Raw genomic sequence first — 24,505 nt, 5'->3', positions numbered from 1 at the left:
CAAGAAGAGGGCCCTCTCACATCGGCTTTATCTGTTTAGAACCTTTCGATCAGATTGAGTACGTTTATCCCGAAGTTCACCAGGGTGTTGAAGAAGCCCACCACCACCGAGACATCCGCCATGGTGTCCGTGGCGTACTTCCAGGCATTGTTGCCTGCGTAGATCACCGTGCCCGGTTCCTCCACCACCGTGGTGAGGTCCACCTTGGTGGCCGTACCGTCGGCGGAGACGAAGTAGAGGGCATCAGGACTCCCGGTCTTTGGGTCGAGGCCGTGGGCGAGAGCGAGGTACTCTCCCACCGTGTACCCCGCCGCGAAGGGGAAGGACCCGGGGCTGTTCACGTTGCCCCCCACGAAGACCTTGAGCGGCTTCATGGGCACCACGAAGTAGTCCCCCGGCTTGAGAGGCACATCCATGCCCGTATCACCGGTCTCCCAGAGTGCGGAGAGGTGGGGCAGGACGAGGCTGGATCCGTCTTTCCTGATGATACGCGCCTTCTCGGCGGCGGCGTACGGCGTGGGTCCTCCTACCAGTTTGAGGACCTCCAAGACACTCATGCCCTCGTGATAGGGGATACTCACCCTGACGGGGGTCTCGGGGATGGCACGCGCCTCGGGTTTTTCCGCGCTCGTTCCAAAGAATGCCCCTTCCACCACGACGGAACCCGCCTGTTCGAGCCGGGAGGAGATCGATATGATGTCACCGTTCTGAAGCACGAAGCGGTCCGCCTCATCGAGGGATGTCGTGAGGGTGCGGTACTGGCCTCCCTCGTCGAGTCTGAGCACCATGACATCGGGTGAGGCAGTGGGAAGTACACCCCCTGCAAAGGAGAGCATGGTCGCGAGCGTATCCCCCTCCACGAGCTCAAACGAGCCGGGATTGAGGACCGCGCCCTGTATCTTTACTCCCTGTTCCGCCACCGGCACGTGGATCTTGTCCCCGGGCTTGAGACGGGGGTTCTGGGTCTCGTCCCCGAAGGCGAGAAAGGCGAGAAGGTCGTATGAGGTCACGGTACCCTTTCGTTCGAGCTGCACATGCCTCAGGCTCGCTTCCTCCCTGGGGCCCCCCGCTGCTCCGAGGGCCTCGTAGAGGGTCATGAGGGAGTATGCCGTCGTCTTGCCGGGAGTCTGCACCGCACCGTATACGACCAGATCGAAGACCGCAGGCACGGTGAGGGTGAAGTCCACGTACTGGAGTGAGACTCGGTTTTTTATTCCTTGAAGCACCGCCTTCCGGAGATCCTGGAAGGTCCTCCCACGGGCGTTGATGGTCCCCAGGAAGGGCACTTCCATGGTGTAGTCCTGCTGGAGGGGGATCTGGATGGTTTTCACCTCTCCACCGTTGATGAGCCCCCCCAGGCCCAGGGTGAGGGTATAGACATCACCCGGCACGGGTTCATAGTCGGGTATGTGCTGTATCTTCTGCGCGATCTCTTCTTTGTCGAGTCCGGAAAGGGTGATGTTTCCTGCAACCACCAGTACTGCAAGAAAAAACAGGGTTTTCTTCATGCAGGCATCCTAGCAGAGCGTCCGCAGGGGGTCAACCGGTACTCCCTGGCATCCGGGAATGGGGAACGAAAAAAAGAGACCGGGATGACCCGGTCTCCTGTGCTCTGGATCGTCGTTTTCTTTATTAGTAGTAACGATATGAAGAGCCACGTGAGCGATCGCCTCCGAATGAGGATCGGCCTCCTCGCTCATGGGCCTTGTTGACCCTCAGCTGTCTGCCATCGACCTCATGCTGGTTGAGCGCGCTGATAGCAGCTTCGCCCGCCTCTTCGCTCGCCATTTCCACAAAACCGAAGCCTTTGGAAAAGCCCGAATCACGATCGGTGATGATCTTCACCGACTCGACCTCTCCGTACTGCTCGAAGAGCTGGCGGAGCGTGTCCTCTGTGGTCTGGTAATTGAGATTACCCGCGTAAATCTTGAAAGACATACAAAAAAATCCTCTTTCCCCGAAGGGAGTGAACAGTAACTCTATCTACGATAGAGGAGCATCGGGAAGGATTCAGAGAGAAAGGTTCTTGTGAGCCTGACGTTCTGCCATTCCTGTTACTCACGTGTAAGATATCCCTTCGGGCGACGAATGTCAAGCGGATGTGTGAAATATCCTGACATTTTCCAAGGGTTGCATGCTGAGAGGTGCTTTCCGGGATGGGTGCCGGGGTGATGTCGTACCGGCATGGAGTGGAATCGTATTGAAGAAACACACAGTCATGGCAATTAGTTAATTCATAAAACTTACTTTTTCTCTATATCTTATAATATAGCAATAATTAAATTAAAATAAAAAAATTTGACTAAGTAAATACTCTGTGGTATGCTGTCTGTATATCGTTACCATGGAGGTGATGCCATGAAAAGATCGTTCTTGTGCGTCCTCCTCGCAGGGGGGCTTCTCTTGATCGGGGGCTGCCTCGTTCCACTGGGGCCTTCGGAAAGGGAAGGAGGAGAGTCGGCTCGCGCCGCGGCCGGAGGACTCCCCTACCACATCGTGGTGTACTTCCCCGAGTGGGGTATCTATGCGGGGCACAACTACTACTATCCGGAGCACGTGCCGTTCGAGTACATCACCCACCTCAACTACGCCTTTCTCGAAATAAAGAAGGTGGGTACTAACCAGTTCCAGTTGGGTATTATTGATTCATGGGCAAGTCTTCAGAAGGCGTATGGTACGTGGGATCAGACCGAACGGATGGGGAACATAAGGGAGCTCAAGTACCAGCGAGATCTTCGAAATCCGAACGTGAAGCTCCTGTTCTCAGTGGGTGGATGGTCTAGAAGCGGTTATTTCTCTGAGATGGCCTACACCCCAGAAGGTCGAGCGAGTTTTATCCAGAGCTGTATCGAGTACTTGAGGACGTATGGCTATGATGGCATCGATATCGACTGGGAATGGCCTGGTGTCTACAGAGCGCCTTCTAATAGTCCTCCCGGAGATCAAGGCAATCCAGTCTATGGTACTCCTGAGGAAGATAAGCGGAACTTCACTCTTCTCCTGAAGGAACTCCGAGCTGCCTTGGATCAGGCTGGTCAGCAGGATGGTAAGCATTATCTCCTCACTGTGGCAGTGGGTGCCGGAAAAGACAAGATCGATATGACAGAACCGAATGTGTACCACCAGTATGTCGACTACATTGGACTTATGACATATGACTTCCATGGTGGATGGGAGAACGTGACGAATCATCAGTCTCCCCTCTATCCTAATCCCAATGATCCTTCAGAGTATCGTGACACCTATAACATAGATTGGGTGGTGAAGTACTTCAGTGGGCAGTACAGTGTGCCTAAAGAGAAGTTAGTGGTAGGGCTCCCCTATTATTCTCGTGGATGGAAAGGAGTAGATCCAAATACCGGGATCAATGGTCTTTTTGCTCAGGCTCAGGGTGCGGCTGATACAGGGGCATGGGATGGCCATACCGCTCCTTACTATCAGACTCGAGCGTGGGGACAGGGGGCAGATGGATTTATCCGCTACTGGGATGATACGGCGAAGGTTCCATGGCTTTACAACCCCTCTACAGGGTATATGTGGACATTCGAAGATCTTGAGAGCATCACCATTAAGGCCAACTATCTGAAGCAGAATGGGTATGGAGGATTCCTTATCTGGGATATTACGGGTGACTATCCGAATGTAGCAAATGGAGAAAAGGGAGCGGAGCTTACCAAGGCTATTTATGAGCTGTTTGGTGGTGATAGTGTTCCATCCCCCACGCCTACGCCTAGCACTACACCCACGCCCTCACCCACTCCTACGGCGACACCTAGCCCGACACCGACGCCTACACCTACGTCCACTCCTACCTCTACACCGAGTCCCACTCCCACGCCGACCGTGACGCCCACCCCGACACCTACGGGGACCGCGTATCCGGTGTGGGATCCGTCCCAGGTGTACGTGGGCGGTGACAGGGTGTACTGGAACGGCCATAACTGGGAGGCGCGGTGGTGGACGAAAGGGGAGGAGCCCGGGACGACTGGTGAGTGGGGTGTGTGGAAGGACCTGGGTCCAGCTGAGGGGGCGACGCCGAGTCCCACGCCCACGCCCACACCGACACCCACGCCCACTGCGACACCCACTCCCACGTCGACCATGACGCCCACGCCGACGGCCTCGCCGACTCCCACGCCGAGCGGAGGGCCGGCCGAGTGGCAGGCGTACACCGCGTATGCGGTGGGAGACAGGGTGAGCTACGGTGGGGTGGTGTACCGGTGCCTCCAGGCACACACCTCGCTCCCCGGCTGGGAGCCGCCCAATGCCCCTGCCCTCTGGCAGGCGGAGTAACCGCGATCGGCCTTGCCCACAGGTGCAGGTTGGATCTCCAGCCTGCACTTTTTTATATCTCTATGTCACAGCCGTCATTGAGAGGAATCTCCCCTCCTGGTATACTCGAGGCCATGGAACGGCTATTCTCGGTTCGGCTTGGGGAGTTCACCACCACGGTGGTACGGAGCTCACTCGATGAGGTCTTTTCGGGGTTCGAAGACAAGGACGTGCTCCTCGTGACCGACGAGCATGTGGCGGCGCTCCTCCCTCCCACCCTCAGGTATCCGCAGGTGATCCTTCCCCCCGGGGAGCAGGGGAAGCGTTGGGAGAGCGTGGAGCGCATCCTCGAGGAAGGATTCTCCCGAGGCTTCGGCAGGGATGCGGCCTTCCTCGGGGTGGGGGGAGGTGCGGTCACCGACGTGACCGCCTTTGCCGCTTCGCTCTACATGCGAGGGATAGAGGTGGTCCTCGTCCCCACCACCTTGCTCGCCATGGTGGATGCGGCTCTCGGCGGGAAGACAGGCATAGATTTCCTTTCCTACAAGAACATGGTGGGCACCTTCTATCCCGCGCGGGAAGTGCGCCTTGCGGTGCCCTTCGTGGCGAGTCTGCCCGAGCGGGAGTACCGGAGCGGACTCGCAGAGGTGATAAAGAGCGCCATGCTGGGCGACGAACGGCTCTTCGGCCTCCTGGAGGAGGAGCGGGATCGGATACTCCTTCGGGAGAAGACGCTCGTGCAGGAGATGGTGGAGCGGGCCCTGAGGGTGAAGGCCAGGGTGGTGGAGGCGGACTTCAGAGAAGGGGGGATGCGGGCATTCCTCAACCTTGGGCACACCTTTGGACATGCCCTCGAGTCGGTCACCGGTTTCTCCCGTTTCACGCACGGCGAGGCGGTGGCCTGGGGTATCCGCTGTGCCCTGGATCTGGGGAGGAGGCTCGGCCTCACCGATGCGGCCTATGCGGAGAGGATCACGGCCCTCCTCGATGCCTATGGGTATCCCTCCACTGTGGGCGGAGGGATCTCCCCTCCCGCTCTTCTCGAGGCCATGCGCATGGACAAGAAGAAGCAGCGAGGGAAGATCCGGTGTGTGGTCCAGCGTGGAATGGGAGACACCCTCCTGGTGGACCCGGAGGAGACCCTCCTCACAGACGTGGTGAAGCAGTTCGTGGAGTGACTACTCCTCCTCCCCCTCCACCGGTTCCTCTTCCAGGAGTACGGCCTTCGAGAGCTTGCGGTATATCCTGTTCACGGTCTCGTGTATCGCCGGGTCCTCTACCGAGGCGAGCTGGTCGATGAGGTACTCCAGGGCTGCGAGGCTTTCTTCTGCCGCCATGAGGTAGTTCCGCATCGCAGAGAACCAGAAGGTCCCTATCCCGTCGGTCCTGAGGGCGAGGAAGCCGAGGCGCTTGCCCTGCTTCTTCACCGGCGCCACCTTGAGCACGAGGGGAAGGTGCTTCACCAGGTCGTTCAGCATACGGGGCACGGAGAAGTTCTTCCCCCGGGGCCAGCGCTCGGTGAAATCGTGTGGGAGGCGCACGAGCCGCGCGACCTCCACGAGCTCTTCCAGCTTTTCACCCGACATGATCTCGTAGTTCTGGTAGAGGATCTTGCCCTTGAGATCACGATAGAAGTGCGGGAGCACGGCCCCCTCCCGAACCACGGCCTCCCTGAGTTCTTTCCAGGGGAGGATCACCATCTTCTTCTTGCTCTTGGACGTGGCGAGGGGAAAGGTATGGCGTCCCAGGGTGATCTCCTGCTCGGCCTTTCTCCTCCTTCCCTTCTCGGTTTTCAGTGCCTTCTTCTTCGCCTTTTCGGCGAGCTTCTGGGCGAGTCCCAGGGCGATCTCGTCGAGCCACTCCTCCTTGAGGGGGGAGACCGACCGGGCAAAGGTCTTGCTCGTCCGCACGATCTCGCCGGCTACGATGTAGTCCGGCCGCTCCCGGTACATGACCGACCCGGGGTGTATCTCTATCTTGTCGGCGGTGAGCGTGCGGTACGTGTTCTTCCCCGAACGGATGCACACGAATTGGATGTGACCACGCGCCACGGCGCACAGGTAGTGCTTGAGGGGGCCTCCTTCCTGAAGGGGGAGCCCCAGGTCCACCACGATCTGCTCGAGCTGACCCTCTATGTTGAGGATCTCGTCCATCACCCGCTCGTCGAGGTAGTAGCGCCGGCAGAACCGCTCCTTGTCCCGCGCCGCCTGGTAGGCGCGGAAGAGCTTGAGATACGAGACGAAGTCACCCAGCTTGTCCCTGAAGCTGTGGTGGGCGCTCCGGGCCTCCAGTTCCTCGTCCTGGGGGAGGAGGAAGGGATTCTTGGTGGTGAGGAACGACGCGGCGATGAGCACCTCACGCATCACCTCGGGATACCGGTAGGCCGCCTCCAGGATCATGCGCGAGTGCCGTGGCAGGAGGGGAAACTCCACCATCATCTGGCCGATGGGGGTGAGGTTGTTCCCCTCGTCGAGGGCGTCGAGGAGGTGGAGGGTCTCCACTGCAGAGATGATGCCGGCGCGCTCCGGCGGGGAGATGAAGTCGAACGAGGCGAAGTCGCGTATCCCCAGGTCGGCCATGCGGAGCACCACCTCGGAGAGGTCGGTGCGGTAGATCTCCTCCACGGTGAAGGCGGGCCGGTTCTGGAAGTCCTCCTCCGTATAGAGGCGGTAGCACACCCCCGGCCGTGTACGCCCGGCCCTCCCGCGTCGCTGCTCGGCCGACGCCTTGGAGATGGGCATCTGTATCAGGGAGGAGGTGAAGGTCTTGGGGTTGTAGTAGTTGATCTTGGCCGTACCCGGATCGATCACCGTGGTGATCCCGTCGATGGTCACGCTCGTCTCCGCGATATTGGTGGCCACCACCACCTTCGTCCTGCCCGGAGGGGCGGGAGGGAAGACCGCCTCCTGTTCCTCCTTGCTGAGTCGCGCATAGAGAGGGAGGACGTAGAGCCTGTGGGCGAAAGGGGTGGAGAGGAGTGCCCCGATGGTCGCCTTTATGTCGGCCTCCCCCGGCTGGAAGATGAGGATATCCCCTTCCCGCTCCTCTTTCACCACCACCTTTTCCACGATCTCTACGATCTTGTCGTACACCGCATCTTCGCCCAGGTTGGGATCGGGGGGATCGTAGACGACCTCCACCGGATAGGTGCGGGTATCTATGGAGATGATGGGGCAGTCCCAGAAGTATTCGGAGAAGATCCGGGTGTTGAGGGTGGCCGAGGAGATGATGACCCTGAACTCGGGCCGTACCTGCACGATCTGTTTGAGGAGTCCCAGGATGAAGTCTATGTTGAGACTCCGCTCATGGGCCTCGTCCACGATGAGGACCGAATACTGTGAGAGCTCGTAGTCCCCTTTGAGCTCCTGGAGCAGGATACCGTCGGTCATCACCTTGATGCGTGTGGACGGGGTGGTCATGTCCTCGAACCGCATCTTGTAGCCCACCAGGCCGGGGACACTCGTGCCGAGCTCCTTGGCGATGAAGTCGCTCACCGATACGGCGGCGATCCGTCGAGGTTGCGTGATACCCACCATCCCCTCGTGGGTGTACCCCGCCTCATGGAGGATGATGGGAAGCTGCGTCGTCTTTCCAGAACCCGTCGGGCTCTCGACCACGATCACCTGGTGCGTCTGCAGTGCTTCGAGAATCTTGTCCTTTTGCTGATATACCGGCAGCTTTTTGGGATCCATAGACACATGTTACTCCATGATCGAAAATTCTTGTGACAAACATACACATATTCAGGACGGATGCACACCCTCACGTCGGTACTCCACCGCGTCCACCACCTCCTCGAGGCCCTGTACCACGCGCTGGGTGCGGGCGACGAGATCCTTCAGTGCCATGGTGCCGGCGGCGATCTCGTCTTCACCCATGATGAGGGCGAACGGTATCCCCTTCTTCTCGGCATACGAGAACTGCTGACCCAGCTTGCGTGCCTGTGGGTATACCTCGGTCCGTACACCGCGGGCCCGCAGGGCTGCGGCCACCCCGTGGTAGTGGGCGAGGAACCGTTCCTCCATGCACACCACCAGCACCTCGGGCGCCATGGTGGGGATCGCCTCGAGCATGCCCAGCTCTTGCATGGCCGCCATGAGCCGGTCGAGCCCGATAGACGCCCCCACCCCGCTCATGCTCTGCGTGCTGTAGAGCCCCACCAGGTTGTCGTACCGTCCGCCGGAGCACACCGAACCTATGTCGGGCAGATCCGAAAGAAAGGTTTCGAACACCACCCCCGTGTAGTAGTCGAGCCCCCTGGTGATGGAGGGATCGATGGTGAAGAACCCGGCGAGCCCCAACTCCCCTATGACCGCCCAGATCTCCTTGAGCCTCGCGAGGTGTGGGTTGTCGGCACCCACCCCCTCCTCCATGCGGGAGAGCGCCTCCTCCGGCTCCGAACCTGGGGCGATGAAGTCGAGGATACGGCCGGCCCGTTCCTCGTCGGAAAGCTGTGCGAGCGTCTCCCGCACCTTCTCCCGGCCGATCTTGCGGATCTTGTCCACGGTGCGCAACACCTCCACCGGTTCAGACACCCCGAGCCGGGCGAGGAAGTCCTGGAGCACCCCGCGGTGGGAGAGGTGGATGGTGAACCGCTCCATCCCCAGCGAAGCGAGGGCCTTCTGCATGATGAGGAGCACCTCGAGGTCGGCCGACGTGCTGTCAGGCCCCACGATGTCGAAGTCACACTGCATGAACTCCCGGTAGCGGCCCCGCTGGGTATTCTCTCCACGGAACACCTTGGCGATGTGGTACCTCCTGAAGGGGAGGTAGAGCTCGGCCATGTGTTGGGCCATGAAGCGGGCGAAGGGCACCGTCAGATCGAACCTGAGCGCCACGTCCCTCCCTCCGTGGTCGGTGAACCGGTACACCTGTTTCTCTGTCTCGCCACCCGACTTCCCCAGGAGGATCTCCGCGTATTCGAGTACCGGGGTATCGATGGGAAGGTAGCCGAACGAAGTGAACACCTCCTCGAGGGTGCGGACGATGGACTTCTTCCTCGCCTCGAGATCGGGGAGGAAGTCTCTAAATCCTTTGAGAACACGAGGTTGTATCATGAATCCCCTCTCCTTGTGTTTTTCCCATCTTTTCGTATAGAATGTGGAAGATACTCTTGTGTATCATATATTTCTGTGTGAATAAAGGGAAGGCTTGGGCAACGTGCGGATACGTTATCGAATGACCGAGGATGGGACACCGGTCCCGTTTGCCAGGGTGTACGGGGTCGAGGAGCATGGCATACGGCGAGAGGCGATCGACCACCATGCCCTCATGGTGATACGCCGACTGAGGAAGGCGGGGCACGCCGCCTACGTGGTGGGCGGCGCGGTGAGGGATCTCCTCCTGGGAAAACACCCGAAGGACTTCGACATCGTCACGTGCGCCACCCCGGGGAGGATCAAACGACTCTTCCCCTATGCGCGGGTGATAGGGCGCAGATTCAGGCTGGTCCACGTGTACGTGACGAAGGAGGAGTACGTGGAGGTGACCACGTTTCGATCGGCCCGAGCCGACGACCCCAACGCGTACGGCAGCATCGAGGAAGATGCCTTCCGCAGGGACTTCACGGTGAACGCCCTCTACTACGATCCCTTCTCCGAGGAGATCCTCGATTTCGTCGACGGGTTCACCCACGTGAGGGAACGAAGGCTCGTCCCCATCATCCCGCTCGATCGGATCTTCGAGGAGGATCCGGTGCGGATGCTCAGGGCCGTGAAGTATCACGCCCGGATGGAGCTCGAGATGCCCAAAGAGCTCGTGCGGAAGATACGGGACGATGCCTGGCGGCTCGAAGAGGTCTCGGCCTCGCGGCTCACCGAGGAGATCTACAAAATCCTGGCTTGCGGCGAGGCGTCGTCGGTGTGGGACGCCCTGCAGAGGTTCCATCTGTTCGACCACCTCCTGCCTCACGTGCATGAGGTACTGGGTGCTGCCGGGCCGGGGATACCCCACGAGCGGTGGCGCGAGGAATTCGAACGGCTCGACAGGCTGGTGCGGGAAGGGGAAGTGGACCGCGACGCCCTCATCGTGCCCTTTGCGAGGCTCTTCGTGGAGCGCGACGGGATGAGGGAGCTCCCCTTCAAGGAGCTCTACCGGGCCTTCAAGGAGTTCCTCAGGCCCTTCACTCCCCCCAACCGCGACGTGGATGCGGCCCTCAGGCGGGTGCTGCGCAAGAGGCGGCGGAAGCGGCGGAGGCGACGCTGCGTGCGACACGCGGCCGTACAGGATGCGAGAGGGGAGGGGTAGAGTGGCGAAGAGGATGACAGGTGGTGTATGCTTAAAGAAGGATCGAAGAAGAAACAGCACAAGGGGGGGGAACTCGTGCCTATGAAGAATGAGAAGATGAACCGACAGGAACTCATCAGTCTCTTGAGAACCCTTAAACCTGTGCTCGAAGACCGCTATCGAATCCGGAGCATCGCATTGTTCGGATCTTTTGCCAGGGATGAGCAGAGCCAATCGAGTGATATTGATTTGCTCGTGGAGTTCGAGGAAGAGGCAGATCTCTTTGATCTTGTGGGGGCTTCACAGTATCTTGAAAGGCACCTCCACCGTCCTGTCGATCTTGTATCCTCTAGAGCCCTCAGGGAGAACCTCCAAGAAAGCGTGCGTAAGGACGTTGTTTTTGTATGAGAGATTATACCCTCTACATGAAGGATATCTCTGCTGCCATAGAGAGTATAGAATCCTTCATCGAAGGAATGGATATCAATGAGTTTATGACTGACGATAAGACATCGAGCGCTGTTCTTCGAAAACTCGAGGTAATAGGAGAAGCTGCGAAACAAATACCTCTTGAGCTTCGAGAGAGATATCCCCATATCCCCTGGAAAGAGATGGCGGGAATGCGGGATAAACTGATTCATGCCTATTTTGGGGTGGATTATCATCTCGTATGGAAGACTATTACACAGCAAGGAGCAGATCAGACTGATCCTTGACTCGTTCCTATGAGCCCCGGTTCGAAGGAGGGGCACAGTGGCCCCCACCTTGATTGAGGTGTTTTATGATGCTGTATTTTCTTTCCGGCCTTTGCTATAGTTGCAGGAGGAGACCAACATGCGCTCGTTTCTCCCTTCCCTGTGCCTCGCCTCCAGCCTCCTCGTCTCCCTTCCGATCCATGCTCAGCTTGCAGACCATCCCTTCGCCTCGCCCGTCCCGGTGGAGTGGGCGGGACTCCCCCGTACGGCCGGCCTTCTCCTTCGGTTCCAGCCCTTCGTGGGAGTGGGCGACTGGCCGGTGGACCTGGTCCGAGGCGATTACTGGGCCGCAGGCGTACCCGTAAACCCCGCCGAGCACCTCTTCTACCTCTCCGAACACATCCCCCCCTTCCTCCTGCTTCGGGTTTCAGGACACGCAGGCCCCTTCGGGCTCTACATTGAGATCCCCGTCCAGAAGGAATACCTCTCCCGTGCCACCTATCCTTCCACCAACTACCTTACCGACTCGCTCACAGGAATCTTCGACATCACCCGCTACTCCTTCGACATGACCTTTCCCCACACCGCCTACCTCTACTACGCCTCGGAGCCCTTCTTTCTCGCCGCAGGCAGGTTCCCCCTCAAATGGGGCAGGGCCCGGTATCCCCTCACCATCTCCCCCACCACCTACCAGGACAACCTCACCGCACGGTGGCGGACCCCCTCCTTCCAGTACACCTTCCACGTCATCTCCTCCTCTCCGCTTCTGGGGAACGAAGAGAAGGAGATTCAGACCTATTGCCACGACTACCTCTCGGAGGGACGAACCTTCTCCGAACCCTACAAGACCATCGCGGCCCACAGGCTCGATCTCCTGGGGCCCTTCTGGCGCCTCGGGATAGGCGAGCTCAACGTCATAGGAGGCAAGGCACCCGATCTCCTCGATGTGAGCCCCCTCATGTACTATCACAACACCTACGGCGAAGGATACTCCAACGTGGTCTTCGTCCTCGATGGGGACCTCACCCTGTGGGACTCCCTCACCCTCTACGGCGAGGCCTCGTTCGATGACGCCGACGTACCCCTCACCGAATCCGGGGTGGACTACAAGCCCGGCGCCTACGGCTTCAACCTCGGCCTCGAGTGGACCCGGCCCGGATGGCAGGTGTGGGCCGAGTACGACTACACCAGCGAGTGGATGTACGTCACCAGCTATCTTCCCTACCTCCACGTGAACGTCCGTCACTTCTACATCGACAACTACACCAGCCCGAGCAGGATACTGGTGGACTACCCCCTGGGATTCATCTATGGCCCCGATGCCCACATGGCCTCGGTGGGAGGCTCCTTCAATCGTGCAGAAATTGCTTGCGGCCTGGAGTATAATGTGTTAATAAAGGGAACGGTGAAGGATGGGGACGAGGTGCGGTGGAAGTGGTTCTGGGACGGCTGGCCTGAGAGCGTGCGGAGTACCGATACGACCGAGGTCGATCCCTCAGCCCTTTCTCCCGGTCCCGACCAGGTCTACCACATCCTCACCCTCCAGGCCTCGTGGCGAGAGTTCAGCCTCTGGGCCCGCATGGTGGCGGGCGCCGAGTGGCGCTGGTTCGCGGGGATCTCGTGGAAGAGGGAGGTGAGGTGGTAGCGAGCTTCCTGAGGAAGAGGACCGTATAGATGCTCGGTGAAGGAGGATCTGCTTTGATCATCGTACCGGGAGCACTCATCTCGCTGATAACGAGCATCGCCCTGATGCCGCAGGTCATCAGGTTTTCTCGAAGACACAAGCTCTTCGACCCCAAGGATCAGAGGAAGATCCACACCCGGGAGATCTCCCGCTTGGGTGGGGTGGGTATGGCAGGGGCTTTAGTCCTCGGCCTCGTGTTCCTCGGGATGGGGGCAGAGGAGGTACGATTATGGCTTCTCGATCCGTCAGTCCTCCCTGGGGTAGTGGGGATCCTCCTCATGTGGGTGGTAGGACTCCTCGATGATCTCTTTTTTCTGAGAGCCCGGGTGAAGCTCCTCCTTCAGATCTTCGTTGCCTCTGTAGTTGTCCTCATGGGCGGATACTCTATCGAGGCCTTCATCGTGCCTTTCTGGAACATCCCTGTGCCGTTTGGAATGGCGGGCTATCTCCTCTCGATATTCTGGATCGTCTCGATCGTGAATGCCGTGAATCTCATCGATGGAATGGACGGCCTTGCAGGGAGTGTGGTGGGAATGGCAACCCTGGTCCTCGCGGTAGTGAGTATCCTGGAAGGAGACATGACACTTGCGGCCTTCCTCTTTGTACTCCTTGGCGCCATAGGAGGATTCCTCGTCTTCAACTTTCCTCCTGCGAAGATTTTCATGGGAGATGGGGGAAGCCACTTCCTCGGTATGAGCCTCGCAGTCGCACCCTTTCTCTTCGACGGTCCTTCTATCACCACCCTTTCCCTCATCCCTGTGATCCTGCTTTTGAGTGTGCCGATTTTCGATACCATCGCCGCCATCCTGAGGCGGACGAGGAAGCGGATTTCCATAGGAGAGCCCGACAACGAACACATCCATCACAAACTCCTCGCCTTGGGACTTTCCTCCAGGAAGGTGCTCCTTACCCTCGTTTCCTATTCCTCACTGATGGGGGCGATTTCCCTTTACTGGCGGCTCGAGGGAGGCTTTCTCGGAATGTTCCTGGCCCTTGCAGGTGGTGTAGGAGGCATGATTCTGTTCTTTGCCGTGTCAGCGGCCTATCATCGGAAGGTAGGGTAATTCATGGAGCGGAACCAGGACCGAATTGCCGAAACAGAAGCAGATCTCGATCACGCCCGTGATGATCTCGAGAAAGGGTTCTACAACTGGGCCAGTTTTCCTCTCGGCAGGCCCCCGGGAAGGCAGTGAAGGGAGAGGCTCATCCACATGGCACAGGCCTCCATATCAACACGATATTCGGGGCTGGAAGGCGCGTGCTGGAAAAAGTGATGGAGGGAGGGGTGAGGAGTTTCTACTGTATAAATCAGGGGTTCAGCGTGTGGCTATGAAAGTTGGTCTCGTATATCTCGGTAGAAAAGGAGCAGGACCGATATTCAGCCTGGAACTTGCGAAACGGCTTCATGAGCGTGCCGATCTGCGTTGTTACGTAGCTGAGAACATGGAAGGGCTTGCCTCGTGGACCGGTTTGTCGGTGGAGACGTTCCAGGTGTTTTCATCGGGCAAACCTTTTAATGATCTCTTCCTTCTCTTCTCAAGGGCGAAAACGATTGCCAACGCAGTGCTCGATTTCGCACCTGAGATCGTGTTGTTCACGATGACCCATCCGTTGAACTGGTACATCATTTCACAATTAAAACGACGCAGCATCCATCAGCCTTTGGTTACGGGGATCATCCATGACCCCATCCCTCATCGTGGGGAACGCGTGTGGGTACGGTTGCTTCAGCTTCTGGAGATGAAGAGATACGACAGACGTATCGTCTTGAGCGAGAACTTCAAGTACTATCTTCTGCGAAAAGGATGGAAAAACATCGCGTGTCATCCTCATCCCTTGCTTCCGCTGGGGGTCTCTTCCTGTTCAATGGAACTTGCTGCACCTCCGGCTGAAGAGAAAGCGCTCAAGCTTCTTTTCCTGGGACGATTCGACAAATACAAAGGGATTCCCTATCTCCTTCGTGCATTCGATCTTCTTCCATCGGAGGTCCGTAAGAGAGTCCATCTCACACTCGCAGGAACGGGGCGTCTCGATAGAGTCTCAAGGCGACTTATCAAGAAATATAATGATTCTCCTTCTTTCTCGCTTGTCAACAGGTGGCTTTCAGAAGACGATATCTGCTCACTCATGAAACAGTGCGATCTCGTTGTGCTTCCTTATACTCATGCCACTCAGTCGGGGGTTGTCCCTATCGCTTTTCATTACCGAAAACCTGTACTGGTGACCGCCACGGGGGGATTGCCTGAGCAGGTACAATTCGGAAGGCTTGGGTTCGTGGTGGAAGCCGCGAACGATTATGCGCTCTTGAGTTGTATCCTCACGGTGTTCCATAATAGGGACATGCTCAAAGAGAAAAGAGAGAACGTCGTGCGGTTCATGGAAAAGGGAGAGTACCCGAAGTGGGAGACGCTCGCTGAGCTCATTCTTACCCCGGAGGGAGGCTGACCGTGGCTCTACGTGCACTCATCACCGGCATCACAGGACAGGATGGATCATACCTCGCTGAATTTCTCCTTTCTAAAGGTTATGAGGTACATGGACTCATTAGAAGAGCAAGCACCTTCAATACTCATCGTATAGATCACCTCTACACTGACCCTCACAACCCAGGAGTTCGCTTTTTTCTACATTATGGAGAGCTATCAGATTCCGGTCGACTCACCAACCTCATCTATGAAGTACAGCCACATGAAGTATACCATCTGGGTGCTCAGAGTCATGTCCGTGTGAGTTTCGATATGCCGGAATATACAGGTGATGTTACTGGGCTCGGAACCACTCGTCTTCTTGAGGCCATACGCCGTAGCGGGGTGAAAACCAAATTCTATCAGGCCTCGTCCTCCGAAATGTTTGGGGCTGCACCACCCCCTCAGAACGAATCAACTCCCTTTTATCCCCGGAGTCCCTATGCTGCTGCCAAGGTGTACGCCTACTGGATGACGATAAACTACCGGGAAGCCTACGGGCTCTTCGCCTGCAATGGCATTCTCTTCAACCATGAATCTCCTAGGCGAGGTGAAACCTTCGTGACTCGTAAAATCACCCGAGGACTCTCTCATATCCTTGCAGGTAAAGAGAAGAAGCTCTACCTTGGTAATCTTGATGCACAGAGGGACTGGGGTTTTGCTCCCGAGTATGTGACGTGTCAGTGGCTCATGCTCCAGCAAGAGGAACCTGACGACTATGTGATAGGCACGGGGGAGACCCACAGCGTGAGAGAGTTTGTCGAGGAGGCATTCACTTATGCAGGCGTGGAGCTCGAATGGAGAGGAAAAGGAATCGAAACAAAAGGGATAGTAAAATCAGTGAGGGAGGAATGGTCAGATAAAATATCCCCAGGAGATGTGGTGGTAGAGATAGATCCGAGATACTTCCGGCCTACAGAGGTGGATGTACTTCTAGCCGATGCTACCAAGGCTGAAAAAAGGTTGGGTTGGAAGCCTCGGGTCACTTTCACCCAGCTGGTAAGAATTATGGTAGATGCAGACATGGAGCGTGTGGGATTGACATCTCCGGGTGAGGGTCTGAAAATCTTGAAGGAGCACGATATCTTGTGGACTCAAAACACCCTTACCATGGGGTAAGTCTCGAGGAAGACCTATGGAAAAAAAGAGCAAGATATATGTAGCAGGACACACCGGGCTTGTTGGAGCAGCGCTCGTGCAGGTGTTGAGGAAGAAAGGATATACGAATATCCTCACCAAACCCCATAGCGAACTCGACCTCACTGATCAGGAGGCAGTCTCTCGTTTCTTTGAGAATGAGAAGCCAGAGTATGTCTTCCTTGCCGCAGCAAAGGTGGGGGGAATCTGGGCCAATAATGTCTATCGAGCAGAGTTTATCTATCAGAACCTCATGATTCAGAGCAACGTCATTCACTACAGCTATCTCCATGGGGTGAAGAAACTTCTTTTTCTTGGATCTACATGTATTTATCCACGTCTTGCCCCCCAGCCGATGAAAGAAGAGTACCTTCTTACCGGCGAACTCGAGTATACCAACGAACCGTACGCGGTAGCAAAGATTGCTGGCATGAGGATGTGCGAGAGCTATAATCTGCAGTATGGGACTAATTTCATTGCTGTAATGCCTACAAATCTTTATGGTCCCAATGATAACTTTGATCTAGAGACCTCGCATGTGCTTCCTGCCCTCCTTCGAAAGTTCCACCTTGCAAGGGCTCTCGAAGAAGATAATTGGTCCGTTATTAAGAGTGATCTCTCCCATCGCCCTTTAGAGGGAACAAACGGTGATGCATCAGAAAAGAAAATTCTCGACCTATTAGAAAAGTACGGAGTACGAAGGACACCCCACGGAGTGGAGGTGGAAATATGGGGGACTGGTACTCCAAGAAGAGAGTTCCTCTGGGTAGAAGACCTCGCTGATGCATGCGTGTTCCTTATGGAACGGATAGATTTCGATGATATAGTAAAAAATTTCTTAGCTGGTCGAAAAGAAATTAGAAACACCCACATCAATATCGGAACAGGCGAAGACATTAGGATTAAAGAGTTGGCCGAGCTTATAAAAGAGGTGGTAGGATTTAAGGGTGGTATAGTGTTTAATCCCGAGAAACCCGAGGGCACACCGGTGAAGCGAACCGATGTTTCAAGACTCCACTCCCTCGGCTGGCGGCACTCGGTGGAGTTGAAAGAAGGGGTGGAGAGATTGTATGAGTGGTATGTCTCCAGAGATGTACGGTTGAGGGGATAGAAAAGGGAATAGGATGCGCGAGAAAGTTCTGAAACTGAAAGATCATAGTGGAGCGATAAAGTATTTTCATAATACTTCTTGGTTACTTTTTGATAAAGTATTAAGATTATTCCTTGGTTTTCTTGTTGGGGTATGGGTAGCCAGATATCTTGGACCAGAGAACTATGGGATTCTGAGTTTTGCTCTTAGTTTAGTGGCTCTTTTGGGTGTAGTTGCCAAGCTGGGATTGGATGATATCGTTGTCAGAGAGGTTGTAGAGAATCCTCCACTTACAACCACTATTATAAGCACCTCGATGGTTATCCGTACAATAGCGGGAGCGGTTGCCTTCTTGATCTTGGTGTTGCTTGTGCTGATTCTTGATTTGGCATTCATTGAAAAAGTAGCGGTGATACTTGTAGGAATAAGTCTCTTTTGCTCAAGTTTCGAAACATTTGATGCTTTCTTCAGGGCAAAATTGAAAGGTATATACTCAGGTATTGCTGGGATGGTTGCACTCCTCTTGAGTTCAGCTCTCAAAGTTTTGTTCATACTCCTTAATGGTTCTTTATTCTATTTCGCTATCGTGGTTGCAATAGAAATGGTAGTCAAAGGAATTTTCCTTTTTCTCTTTTTTGTGCTTACATCTGATAAGCCCATGTCGCTTCAGGATTTCTCCTGGAAAATAGGGAAAAGACTTATTGCTGAGAGTTGGCCTTTACTCTTTTCGTCTTTTTCAGTAATTGTCTATATGAGAATAGATCAACTTATGATTAGATCAATGCTCAATGTAGAGGCTGTTGGATTATATTCTGCAGCAGTGAGAGTGGCTGAATCTTGGTATTTTGTACCTGTAACTATAGTCAATTCTTTATTCCCAGCGATGATAACAGCGAAAAAAAATAGTGAGTCTGTTTCGAAGCAAAGGTTGCAATATTTGCATGATTTACTCTTCTGGTTTGGTATAAGCATTTGTGTTGTGTTCTCTATAACATCTGAGGAGATTGTTTCGTTTCTTCTCGGATCAGAATACATCCAATCCGCAAAGGTTTTGAGCTTGTACGTCTGGGTAGGAGTCTTGGTGGGACTTTCTTATGTGAGAGGACGTTATTGGATTGCTGATAGATCTACACATGTAATAATGGTTTCTACACTGATTGGTATGTGTGCAAATGTATTTCTAAATTATTCATTTATAAAAACGGTCGGATTCGTAGGGGCTGCATGGGCTACTTTATTAAGTAGACTTCTGTCATTCTTTCTGATCCCTATTATCTACACGAAGTATGGTCATCTTAATTCAATGTTTTTTAGGTCTTTACTATTTCCTTTGTTCCTGTTTAAAAAACTCAGTGGAGGCAAGAAGAGTGGGTGCAATTAGTCTATTAAAAAGAATTTATAGAAAACTAAGGATAACTATTTTGAGAAAAAGTATACTATTGGCGTCAAAAAGCAAATTAGTTCTAGTATTATTCCTCATATTAGATAAACAATTAATATGGGAGTATGTGAGATATCTAAGAGGTTTGCACAGGTATAATAGATTAGAAAGATTAAGTAGAAATGAGTATTCTTTACGACGACATCTTCATGGAATTGAAAAAGGGTTGACCCAAAAGGCATTTCGTTCCGAATTTGCACTTTCGTATATTCTTGAGACAGTAATGACACTAAAAAATCTCGCTCCATACCTTCATAAAAAGAATCCCTCTTTCTTTAAATATTCCTTGCAGGTGCTTGAAGAATATTTCTTTAGAACACACAGTGATGATGAGAGATATATTAGAGCAATGGAGATTTTTAATGAATTGAAAGCGGGTCATAGTGTTGAGGAGATCCCAGAAGAAGAGAAATGTGCGAATGGTGACTCCTCTTTCTTCTCTTTTCTCTGTAGTAGGAGTAGTGTTCGTGTGTTCTCTAAAGAAGTCCCAACTGATGAAGTTCTCAAATATGCAATAAGATGCGCTCTTCAAGCCCCTTCTGGCTGTAACAGACAACCTTACAGATTTGTTATCATAAAAAATGATAAAGAGCTGCTCAGAAAGGTAGCGGCATTACCTCCAGGTGGAGGAAAAAAGGCATTTGATGCACCCGTTGTTGTTTTTGTAATTGGGGATTATAGTGCTTTTCCTACAACAAGATCATTCCATGAAGTATATGTGGATAGTGCTCTAGCCTCTTTGGCTTTTGTGTTAGCTCTGCATGAACAAGGCGTTGATTCATGTTTTATGAACTGGCCTCGTGATTATAAGCTCAGTCGGAGGGTTGAGACTCTCTTAGCTTTGAAGCCATATGAAACCGTGGTAACAAGTATTGCTGTGGGATATAGAGAGATGGACTCTCGTATTGCTCTTTCGATTAGAAAAACGATAGATGAAATTCTGGAGATAAAATGATTCGTAAAGAGAGAACGAAGGGGAGAATCAGATATCAGGAGGGGAGTATAGTCATAATAGGTGGTAACTTTGTGAATAAAGGAGCCCAACTTCTTCTGGACACCACCCTTGATCTCTTGTCTTGCTATTATCCTTATATGGAAAAGTATATTGTAGATTCTTTTCCCATCCGAGTAAGAAAGTCCTATGGGAAACATCGAGTTTTACAGATTCCCTATATTTATAACTTTTGTTGCATATTGTTTGACTCAGATATAAGTCGAGATATAAAAATAAAGATACTAATCAGAAGTATAAAGTTTTTTATGAAAAGAATTGTGGCGCTCAGATTAATACTTGACATTAAAAATATCTTTTACCTTTTGCGGGTAAAGAAAGAAGTTGTCTTAGTTATAGATATCTCCGGATATGGTTATAAGATCAAAGGAAACGACCACGATATTATGAATTTTATTCAACTGAGCTTTGGTAAGTTGTTCAAAAAAAGTACGTATGTTTTTTTTCCACAGTCTTTTGGGCCTTTTGACGTGAGAGGAGAGAATCCAATTGTAAAGCAAATACAAAAACACCTATCAAGGAGTGTGGTTTTTGCACGGGAGACCACATCTTTAGAAACGCTGAGATCGTTAGGTATAGAGGCTATTTTCTGGCCTGATATTTGTTTATTATATTCTTTTAAATCAAAAGATGATGTAATTTCCCTTTCGCGCTGCTATTTCCCTCAGAATAAAAGTGTCATCGTCATTCCCAATATGAGACTGTATGATTACTATCCATCGGAAATAGTGGACTCTTTTTATAAGTCATTATTAAAAGGGTTGATCGCTCTTGAAATTCCTACGATACTGCTCATGCATAGTTTAGATGATGCTCCAATATTCCTACGGCTAAAGGCTGAATTCTCGGATCACAATCGCTTTCTCTTTCCATTTGATAAGGATTTGACTCCTAATGAGATTGAAACGATAATCAAATCGTATGGTGCTGTAGTAGTAAGTGGCAGATATCATGGACTCGTAGTCTCATTGAGAAATCATATCCCAAGTATTGCTACGGGATGGGCTCATAAGTATGAGGATCTTTTTGAATTACTTGGTATTGGAAATTTTGCTTTTGATATTACTGTACCAGGAATATGCGAGCAGATTTTAAATAGAGTAAAATGCCTTTATTATAGCCCACATTCCAGAAAAGAATTGGTAACTTCTCTTCACGAGCGCATAAAAAGATTGAAAGAAAAATTTCCACTCTCTGAATTTATTAGTTACATATCGAATAAAACTGGAGGAATTTATTCATGAAAAGAATCACACCTGTAGTGATGTTTGTATATGATCGTCCGTACCATACCCAGCAGACACTTTTCTCAATCTGTCAGAATGAAGGAATTGAAAGAAGTGTCTTATATATTTTCTCTGATGGTCCTCGGACTGCCAAGGATGAGGTTAAGGTGAATAAAGTAAGAGAACTCCTCAAAAAAGCAAAAGGTTTTAAAGATATAATAATAATCAAAAGAGAGGAAAATTGGGGTCTTGCGCGCAATATTATTGACGGTGTCACCTCTGTGATTACCGAGCATGGGAGAGTTGTTGTCCTTGAAGATGACTTAGTGACGAGCCCTTATTTTCTTTCTTTTATGAAAGCCGCACTTGAACGGTATGAACACGACCCTAAAGTATGGCACATAAGCGGATGGAATTATCCTATAGATGCTACAGGATTGGGGGATGCCTTTCTTTGGAGAGTAATGAATTGTTGGGGATGGGCTACCTGGGCTGATCGTTGGGCTTATTATAAAAAAGATCCACAACAACTAATAACCCTTTTCTCTAAGGAGGATATCCGCAAATTTAATCTGGATGGAGTTGAGAATTTCTGGAGACAGGTCCTGGATAATTTTCATGGAAAGTTGGATACATGGGCAATTTTCTGGTATGCTACAATTTTCCAACATCAGGGATTATGTCTTAATCCTTCTATCTCATATGTAAAAAATATTGGACTTGATGGTTCGGGGATGCATTGCGGACGCACTCATTGGTTTGATACTTCTTTAAACATGAAGAAAGGAATAAACTTTCCGTCGATAACTGAAGAAAATTCACTTGCGGTAACTCGGATCAAGAGATTCTACCGGCAAAGCCGAGGGACCCTTCTTCAGCGGATAGTTAGAAAAATAAGATGGGCATATGGGGAGATAAAAGACAGATGAGGATTCTTCACATAAACACCAATGACATCTTCGGAGGGGCAGCTCGTGCTGCGTACAGGTTGCATAAGGGGCTCCAAAAAGTAGGGGTGGAGAGCTGGATGCTGGTGCAGCGGAAGATGGGGGATGACCTATCCGTCCTGGGGCCGAGAACGAGGTGGGAGAAGGGAGTGTCTTTGCTTCGCCCCTTTATCGATCAGTTACCAGTAAGAAGATACAAGAATAAATCGACTACTCTTTTCAGTCCCTCGTGGGTGCCTTCGCCGCGCTATGTGTTTGAGATTATAGATGAACTGGATCCCGATGTGGTGCATCTGCACTGGATCACAGGTGGTTTCCTCCGGATCGAGGATCTCAAAAAAATAAATAAACCGGTTGTATGGACCATGCACGATATGTGGCCCTTCAGCGGAGGTTGCCATCTCACCGGAGAGTGCCGAGCATATGAGGCTGTATGTGGGAAGTGCCCTGTGCTTGAGAGTGGGAGAGAGAAGGATCTGAGTAATTCAGTGTTTTCGAGAAAACAGCGCACATTTAGAGATGTCGCTCACAAAATACATATCATCAGCCCGAGCCATTGGTTAGCAGATTGTATATCAAGAAGTGCGCTTTTAAAGAATTGTGCTGTAGGTATACTGCCCAATCTCATCGATACAGCGGTATTCAAACCCGTAGAAAAATCATTCGCAAGAGAGTTGTGGAATTTGCCGAAAAATAAAAAATTAATCCTTTTTGGAGCAATATCTGCGACTGTGGATCCCAATAAAGGATTTCATCAACTGTTAGGCGCTTTAGAGAAATTACGCCATTTCCCTAGGAAAGTGGATGATATTTTGCTTGTGGTTCTTGGTAGTTCAGGTGGAGGAACTACTATCTATGGGTTTCCTGTTTATTATATGGGACATGTGAACGATGATACAAGTCTTGTAGCTTTGTATACTGCGGTTGATGTGGTCGTGGTTCCCAGTCGGCAGGAAGCTTTCGGCCTAGTGGCTGAAGAATCTCTCGCTTGCGGGACGCCGGTCGTCGCTTTTGGTGCTACGGGGCTTCTCGACATAATCGATCATCAACACAATGGCTACCTCGCCCGCCCCTATGATCCAGAGGATCTCGCGCGCGGGATAGAGTGGGTGCTTTACGAATCTGATTATGAGAGACTCTCGCGCAACGCAAGGAGAAAGGTGGTCGAACACTTCTCTTTCGAGAAGGTCCTCCCTCGTTATCTCGCTCTCTTGGAGGATCTGGTGTCATGAAATCACGGCAGGTTCTCTCTCTTGGTAGCTTGAGCACTACTCGTTATCTCATCCGACACATTCCACAGGTCGATATTCCTTCGACGGAAGAAGCCTTTTCTACTCTTCTTTCCCTTCCCCCCCATCCTTCTCGGAAAAGAGAAGATGGTCTCAGAAAAAACGGTCTCTATAAGTACTCCTTCCGCCAGGAAGATGGGAAATGGTGGGCAGTGGAAAATGGTGTGCTTCTTTTTCCAGTGGGAGGAAGGATCGTCTCTCCCTTTGAGGGTATGCTTCCTCTTGTCACGGTTATCACCGTCTCGTATAACGCTGAGAGACATCTCCGCGATGCGATAGAGAGCGTGCTCTCTCAGACGTATCCTAATGTTGAATATATCGTGATCGATGGGGGCTCTACCGATGGTACTCTCCGTATCCTCGAAGAGTATTCACCTTCTCTTGATTACTGGGTGAGTGAGCCTGATGAAGGGATTTATCATGCCTTCAACAAGGGGCTCCTGCTCGCCAGGGGCGAGATCATAGGGATCTTGAATGCAGATGACGAATATTTCCCCCATGCTGTAGAAGAGAGCGTGGGAGCCATTCTCTCTTCAGGTGTCGATTACAGCATAGGAGAGGTGATCCATATGGATCAGAAGATCCTTATGAAGCCTATCTTTCCTCTTTCCTCAAAGAGGATATATCAAGAGATGCCGTATCCCCACATAGGAGCATTTTTCAGAAGATCAGTGTACAAAAAAACGGGCCTTTTTGATACAAGATACACGATTGCGGCCGATCATGACATGGCGCTTCGGATCATAGAGAGGGGATTCCTCCCGGTATATGCGAAACGTGTGATAGGGAAGGTGAGAGGAGGAGGCATCAGCGATTCGATTGGTGCTAATGAAGAATTTATGAGCATAGCTATTGCCCATGGGAAGCCACGATGGAAAGCGTATCTGAGTTTTGCTCTCCAATTGGTCAAGGGCGGGATTCAGCGAATCCTTCCCGGTTTTCTCGTAAAGTGTATTAAAAGAATGAAGAAGAGCAGATTCGAGATGCTCCTCCCCTGATTCTTGCATCGATACATAAATATC

Annotated in this window: 20 protein-coding genes; 16 read left to right on the top strand and 4 right to left on the bottom strand. The window is 52.5% G+C overall.

Translation table 11 applies throughout. The features are described 5' to 3' along the window. Positions 1 to 35: 35 nt before the first annotated feature. A complete protein-coding gene (locus STHERM_RS07880) occupies positions 36 to 1,508 on the bottom strand; it encodes a polysaccharide biosynthesis/export family protein (protein ID WP_013314364.1) in 1,473 nt (490 codons plus the stop codon). A 124-nt stretch (positions 1,509 to 1,632) separates the two neighbouring features. Then, on the bottom strand, positions 1,633 to 1,938 hold the full coding sequence (locus STHERM_RS07875) for an RNA recognition motif domain-containing protein (protein WP_013314363.1): 306 nt from the start codon (positions 1,936 to 1,938) through the stop codon (positions 1,633 to 1,635). 420 nt (positions 1,939 to 2,358) lie between these two features. Here STHERM_RS07875 and STHERM_RS11885 point away from each other — a divergent pair, with 420 nt between their 5' ends. Together STHERM_RS11885 and aroB are read left to right on the top strand one after the other, a co-directional pair. Beyond that, positions 2,359 to 4,293, top strand: a complete 1,935-nt coding sequence (locus STHERM_RS11885) for a glycosyl hydrolase family 18 protein (RefSeq protein WP_013314362.1) — start codon at positions 2,359 to 2,361, stop codon at positions 4,291 to 4,293. A 113-nt stretch (positions 4,294 to 4,406) separates the two neighbouring features. Then, entirely contained in the window at positions 4,407 to 5,450 is a 1,044-nt protein-coding gene (gene aroB, locus STHERM_RS07865; protein ID WP_013314361.1) for a 3-dehydroquinate synthase, read from the top strand. Here the strand turns inward: aroB and STHERM_RS07860 are convergent, their stop codons facing one another. Beyond that, positions 5,451 to 7,964 carry a helicase-related protein gene (locus tag STHERM_RS07860; RefSeq protein WP_013314360.1) on the bottom strand — a complete coding sequence of 838 codons (2,514 nt, stop codon included), beginning with the start codon at positions 7,962 to 7,964 and terminating at the stop codon, positions 5,451 to 5,453. It abuts the gene before it with no gap. Between the two features lie 51 nt (positions 7,965 to 8,015). Then, positions 8,016 to 9,329 carry a histidine--tRNA ligase gene (gene hisS / locus STHERM_RS07855; protein WP_013314359.1) on the bottom strand — a complete coding sequence of 438 codons (1,314 nt, stop codon included), beginning with the start codon at positions 9,327 to 9,329 and terminating at the stop codon, positions 8,016 to 8,018. A 121-nt stretch (positions 9,330 to 9,450) separates the two neighbouring features. Between hisS and pcnB the strand changes: the two genes are divergently transcribed. The 14 genes from pcnB (at position 9,451) to STHERM_RS07805 (ending at position 24,481) form a co-directional block, all read left to right on the top strand. Continuing rightward, complete coding sequence (gene pcnB, locus STHERM_RS07850) at positions 9,451 to 10,518, top strand: polynucleotide adenylyltransferase PcnB (protein WP_237223233.1); 1,068 nt, start codon at positions 9,451 to 9,453, stop codon at positions 10,516 to 10,518. 27 nt (positions 10,519 to 10,545) lie between these two features. After that, on the top strand, positions 10,546 to 10,905 hold the full coding sequence (locus STHERM_RS07845; protein ID WP_013314357.1) for a nucleotidyltransferase family protein: 360 nt from the start codon (positions 10,546 to 10,548) through the stop codon (positions 10,903 to 10,905). Between the two features lie 17 nt (positions 10,906 to 10,922). Then, positions 10,923 to 11,213, top strand: a complete 291-nt coding sequence (locus tag STHERM_RS07840) for a DUF86 domain-containing protein (RefSeq protein ID WP_237223231.1) — start codon at positions 10,923 to 10,925, stop codon at positions 11,211 to 11,213. 118 nt (positions 11,214 to 11,331) lie between these two features. Next, positions 11,332 to 12,837 carry a hypothetical protein gene (locus tag STHERM_RS07835; RefSeq protein WP_013314356.1) on the top strand — a complete coding sequence of 502 codons (1,506 nt, stop codon included), beginning with the start codon at positions 11,332 to 11,334 and terminating at the stop codon, positions 12,835 to 12,837. Between the two features lie 53 nt (positions 12,838 to 12,890). Further along, positions 12,891 to 13,940: an MraY family glycosyltransferase gene (locus STHERM_RS07830; protein ID WP_158304551.1), complete on the top strand. Its 1,050-nt coding sequence runs from the start codon at positions 12,891 to 12,893 to the stop codon at positions 13,938 to 13,940. Between the two features lie 61 nt (positions 13,941 to 14,001). Beyond that, positions 14,002 to 15,321 carry a glycosyltransferase family 4 protein gene (locus STHERM_RS07825; protein ID WP_237223229.1) on the top strand — a complete coding sequence of 440 codons (1,320 nt, stop codon included), beginning with the start codon at positions 14,002 to 14,004 and terminating at the stop codon, positions 15,319 to 15,321. A 2-nt stretch (positions 15,322 to 15,323) separates the two neighbouring features. Continuing rightward, positions 15,324 to 16,460 carry a GDP-mannose 4,6-dehydratase gene (gmd, locus tag STHERM_RS07820; protein ID WP_013314353.1) on the top strand — a complete coding sequence of 379 codons (1,137 nt, stop codon included), beginning with the start codon at positions 15,324 to 15,326 and terminating at the stop codon, positions 16,458 to 16,460. A 16-nt stretch (positions 16,461 to 16,476) separates the two neighbouring features. Next, positions 16,477 to 17,589: a GDP-L-fucose synthase family protein gene (locus STHERM_RS07815; protein ID WP_013314352.1), complete on the top strand. Its 1,113-nt coding sequence runs from the start codon at positions 16,477 to 16,479 to the stop codon at positions 17,587 to 17,589. Positions 17,590 to 17,602: 13 nt separating this feature from the next. Next, positions 17,603 to 18,949 (top strand): flippase, encoded by a 1,347-nt coding sequence (locus STHERM_RS11505; protein WP_071650343.1) that lies wholly within the window; start codon positions 17,603 to 17,605, stop codon positions 18,947 to 18,949. Further along, entirely contained in the window at positions 18,936 to 19,964 is a 1,029-nt protein-coding gene (locus STHERM_RS11595) for a nitroreductase family protein (protein ID WP_158304550.1), read from the top strand. The genes STHERM_RS11505 and STHERM_RS11595 overlap by 14 nt, the downstream gene beginning before the upstream one ends. Then, the gene (locus STHERM_RS11495) at positions 19,961 to 21,265 is read left to right on the top strand and encodes a polysaccharide pyruvyl transferase family protein (protein WP_071650341.1); all 1,305 of its coding nucleotides are present in this window, start codon (positions 19,961 to 19,963) and stop codon (positions 21,263 to 21,265) included. The genes STHERM_RS11595 and STHERM_RS11495 overlap by 4 nt, the downstream gene beginning before the upstream one ends. After that, the gene (locus STHERM_RS11355; RefSeq protein ID WP_052295676.1) at positions 21,262 to 22,176 is read left to right on the top strand and encodes a glycosyltransferase; all 915 of its coding nucleotides are present in this window, start codon (positions 21,262 to 21,264) and stop codon (positions 22,174 to 22,176) included. Before STHERM_RS11495 ends, STHERM_RS11355 begins: the two co-directional genes overlap by 4 nt. Further along, the gene (locus tag STHERM_RS07810) at positions 22,146 to 23,426 is read left to right on the top strand and encodes a glycosyltransferase family 4 protein (protein WP_237223227.1); all 1,281 of its coding nucleotides are present in this window, start codon (positions 22,146 to 22,148) and stop codon (positions 23,424 to 23,426) included. The genes STHERM_RS11355 and STHERM_RS07810 overlap by 31 nt, the downstream gene beginning before the upstream one ends. Beyond that, positions 23,423 to 24,481, top strand: a complete 1,059-nt coding sequence (locus STHERM_RS07805) for a glycosyltransferase family 2 protein (protein WP_013314350.1) — start codon at positions 23,423 to 23,425, stop codon at positions 24,479 to 24,481. Before STHERM_RS07810 ends, STHERM_RS07805 begins: the two co-directional genes overlap by 4 nt. The last annotated feature ends 24 nt before the right edge of the window (positions 24,482 to 24,505 follow it).

This window comes from Spirochaeta thermophila DSM 6192, assembly GCF_000147075.1.
Classification (GTDB): Bacteria; Spirochaetota; Spirochaetia; order Winmispirales; family Winmispiraceae; genus Winmispira; species Winmispira thermophila_A.
This window is presented reverse-complemented; position numbering and strand designations above follow the sequence as displayed.

Excerpts from the sequence above, each read along its gene's own strand:
- pcnB (WP_237223233.1), top strand. The coding sequence starts at position 9,451 with ATGACCGAGGATGGGACACCGGTCCCGTTTGCCAGGGTGTACGGGGTC.
- STHERM_RS11495 (WP_071650341.1), top strand. The coding sequence starts at position 19,961 with ATGATTCGTAAAGAGAGAACGAAGGGGAGAATCAGATATCAGGAGGGG.
- STHERM_RS07840 (WP_237223231.1), top strand. The coding sequence starts at position 10,923 with ATGAAGGATATCTCTGCTGCCATAGAGAGTATAGAATCCTTCATCGAA.
- STHERM_RS07845 (WP_013314357.1), top strand. The coding sequence starts at position 10,546 with ATGCTTAAAGAAGGATCGAAGAAGAAACAGCACAAGGGGGGGGAACTC.
- STHERM_RS07860 (WP_013314360.1), bottom strand. The coding sequence starts at position 7,964 with ATGGATCCCAAAAAGCTGCCGGTATATCAGCAAAAGGACAAGATTCTC.
- STHERM_RS07875 (WP_013314363.1), bottom strand. The coding sequence starts at position 1,938 with ATGTCTTTCAAGATTTACGCGGGTAATCTCAATTACCAGACCACAGAG.
- STHERM_RS07825 (WP_237223229.1), top strand. The coding sequence starts at position 14,002 with ATGATCTCGAGAAAGGGTTCTACAACTGGGCCAGTTTTCCTCTCGGCA.
- STHERM_RS07815 (WP_013314352.1), top strand. The coding sequence starts at position 16,477 with ATGGAAAAAAAGAGCAAGATATATGTAGCAGGACACACCGGGCTTGTT.
- STHERM_RS07810 (WP_237223227.1), top strand. The coding sequence starts at position 22,146 with ATGGGCATATGGGGAGATAAAAGACAGATGAGGATTCTTCACATAAAC.
- hisS (WP_013314359.1), bottom strand. The coding sequence starts at position 9,329 with ATGATACAACCTCGTGTTCTCAAAGGATTTAGAGACTTCCTCCCCGAT.
- STHERM_RS07805 (WP_013314350.1), top strand. The coding sequence starts at position 23,423 with ATGAAATCACGGCAGGTTCTCTCTCTTGGTAGCTTGAGCACTACTCGT.
- STHERM_RS11885 (WP_013314362.1), top strand. The coding sequence starts at position 2,359 with ATGAAAAGATCGTTCTTGTGCGTCCTCCTCGCAGGGGGGCTTCTCTTG.
- aroB (WP_013314361.1), top strand. The coding sequence starts at position 4,407 with ATGGAACGGCTATTCTCGGTTCGGCTTGGGGAGTTCACCACCACGGTG.
- STHERM_RS07880 (WP_013314364.1), bottom strand. The coding sequence starts at position 1,508 with ATGAAGAAAACCCTGTTTTTTCTTGCAGTACTGGTGGTTGCAGGAAAC.
- STHERM_RS11355 (WP_052295676.1), top strand. The coding sequence starts at position 21,262 with ATGAAAAGAATCACACCTGTAGTGATGTTTGTATATGATCGTCCGTAC.
- STHERM_RS07835 (WP_013314356.1), top strand. The coding sequence starts at position 11,332 with ATGCGCTCGTTTCTCCCTTCCCTGTGCCTCGCCTCCAGCCTCCTCGTC.
- STHERM_RS11505 (WP_071650343.1), top strand. The coding sequence starts at position 17,603 with ATGCGCGAGAAAGTTCTGAAACTGAAAGATCATAGTGGAGCGATAAAG.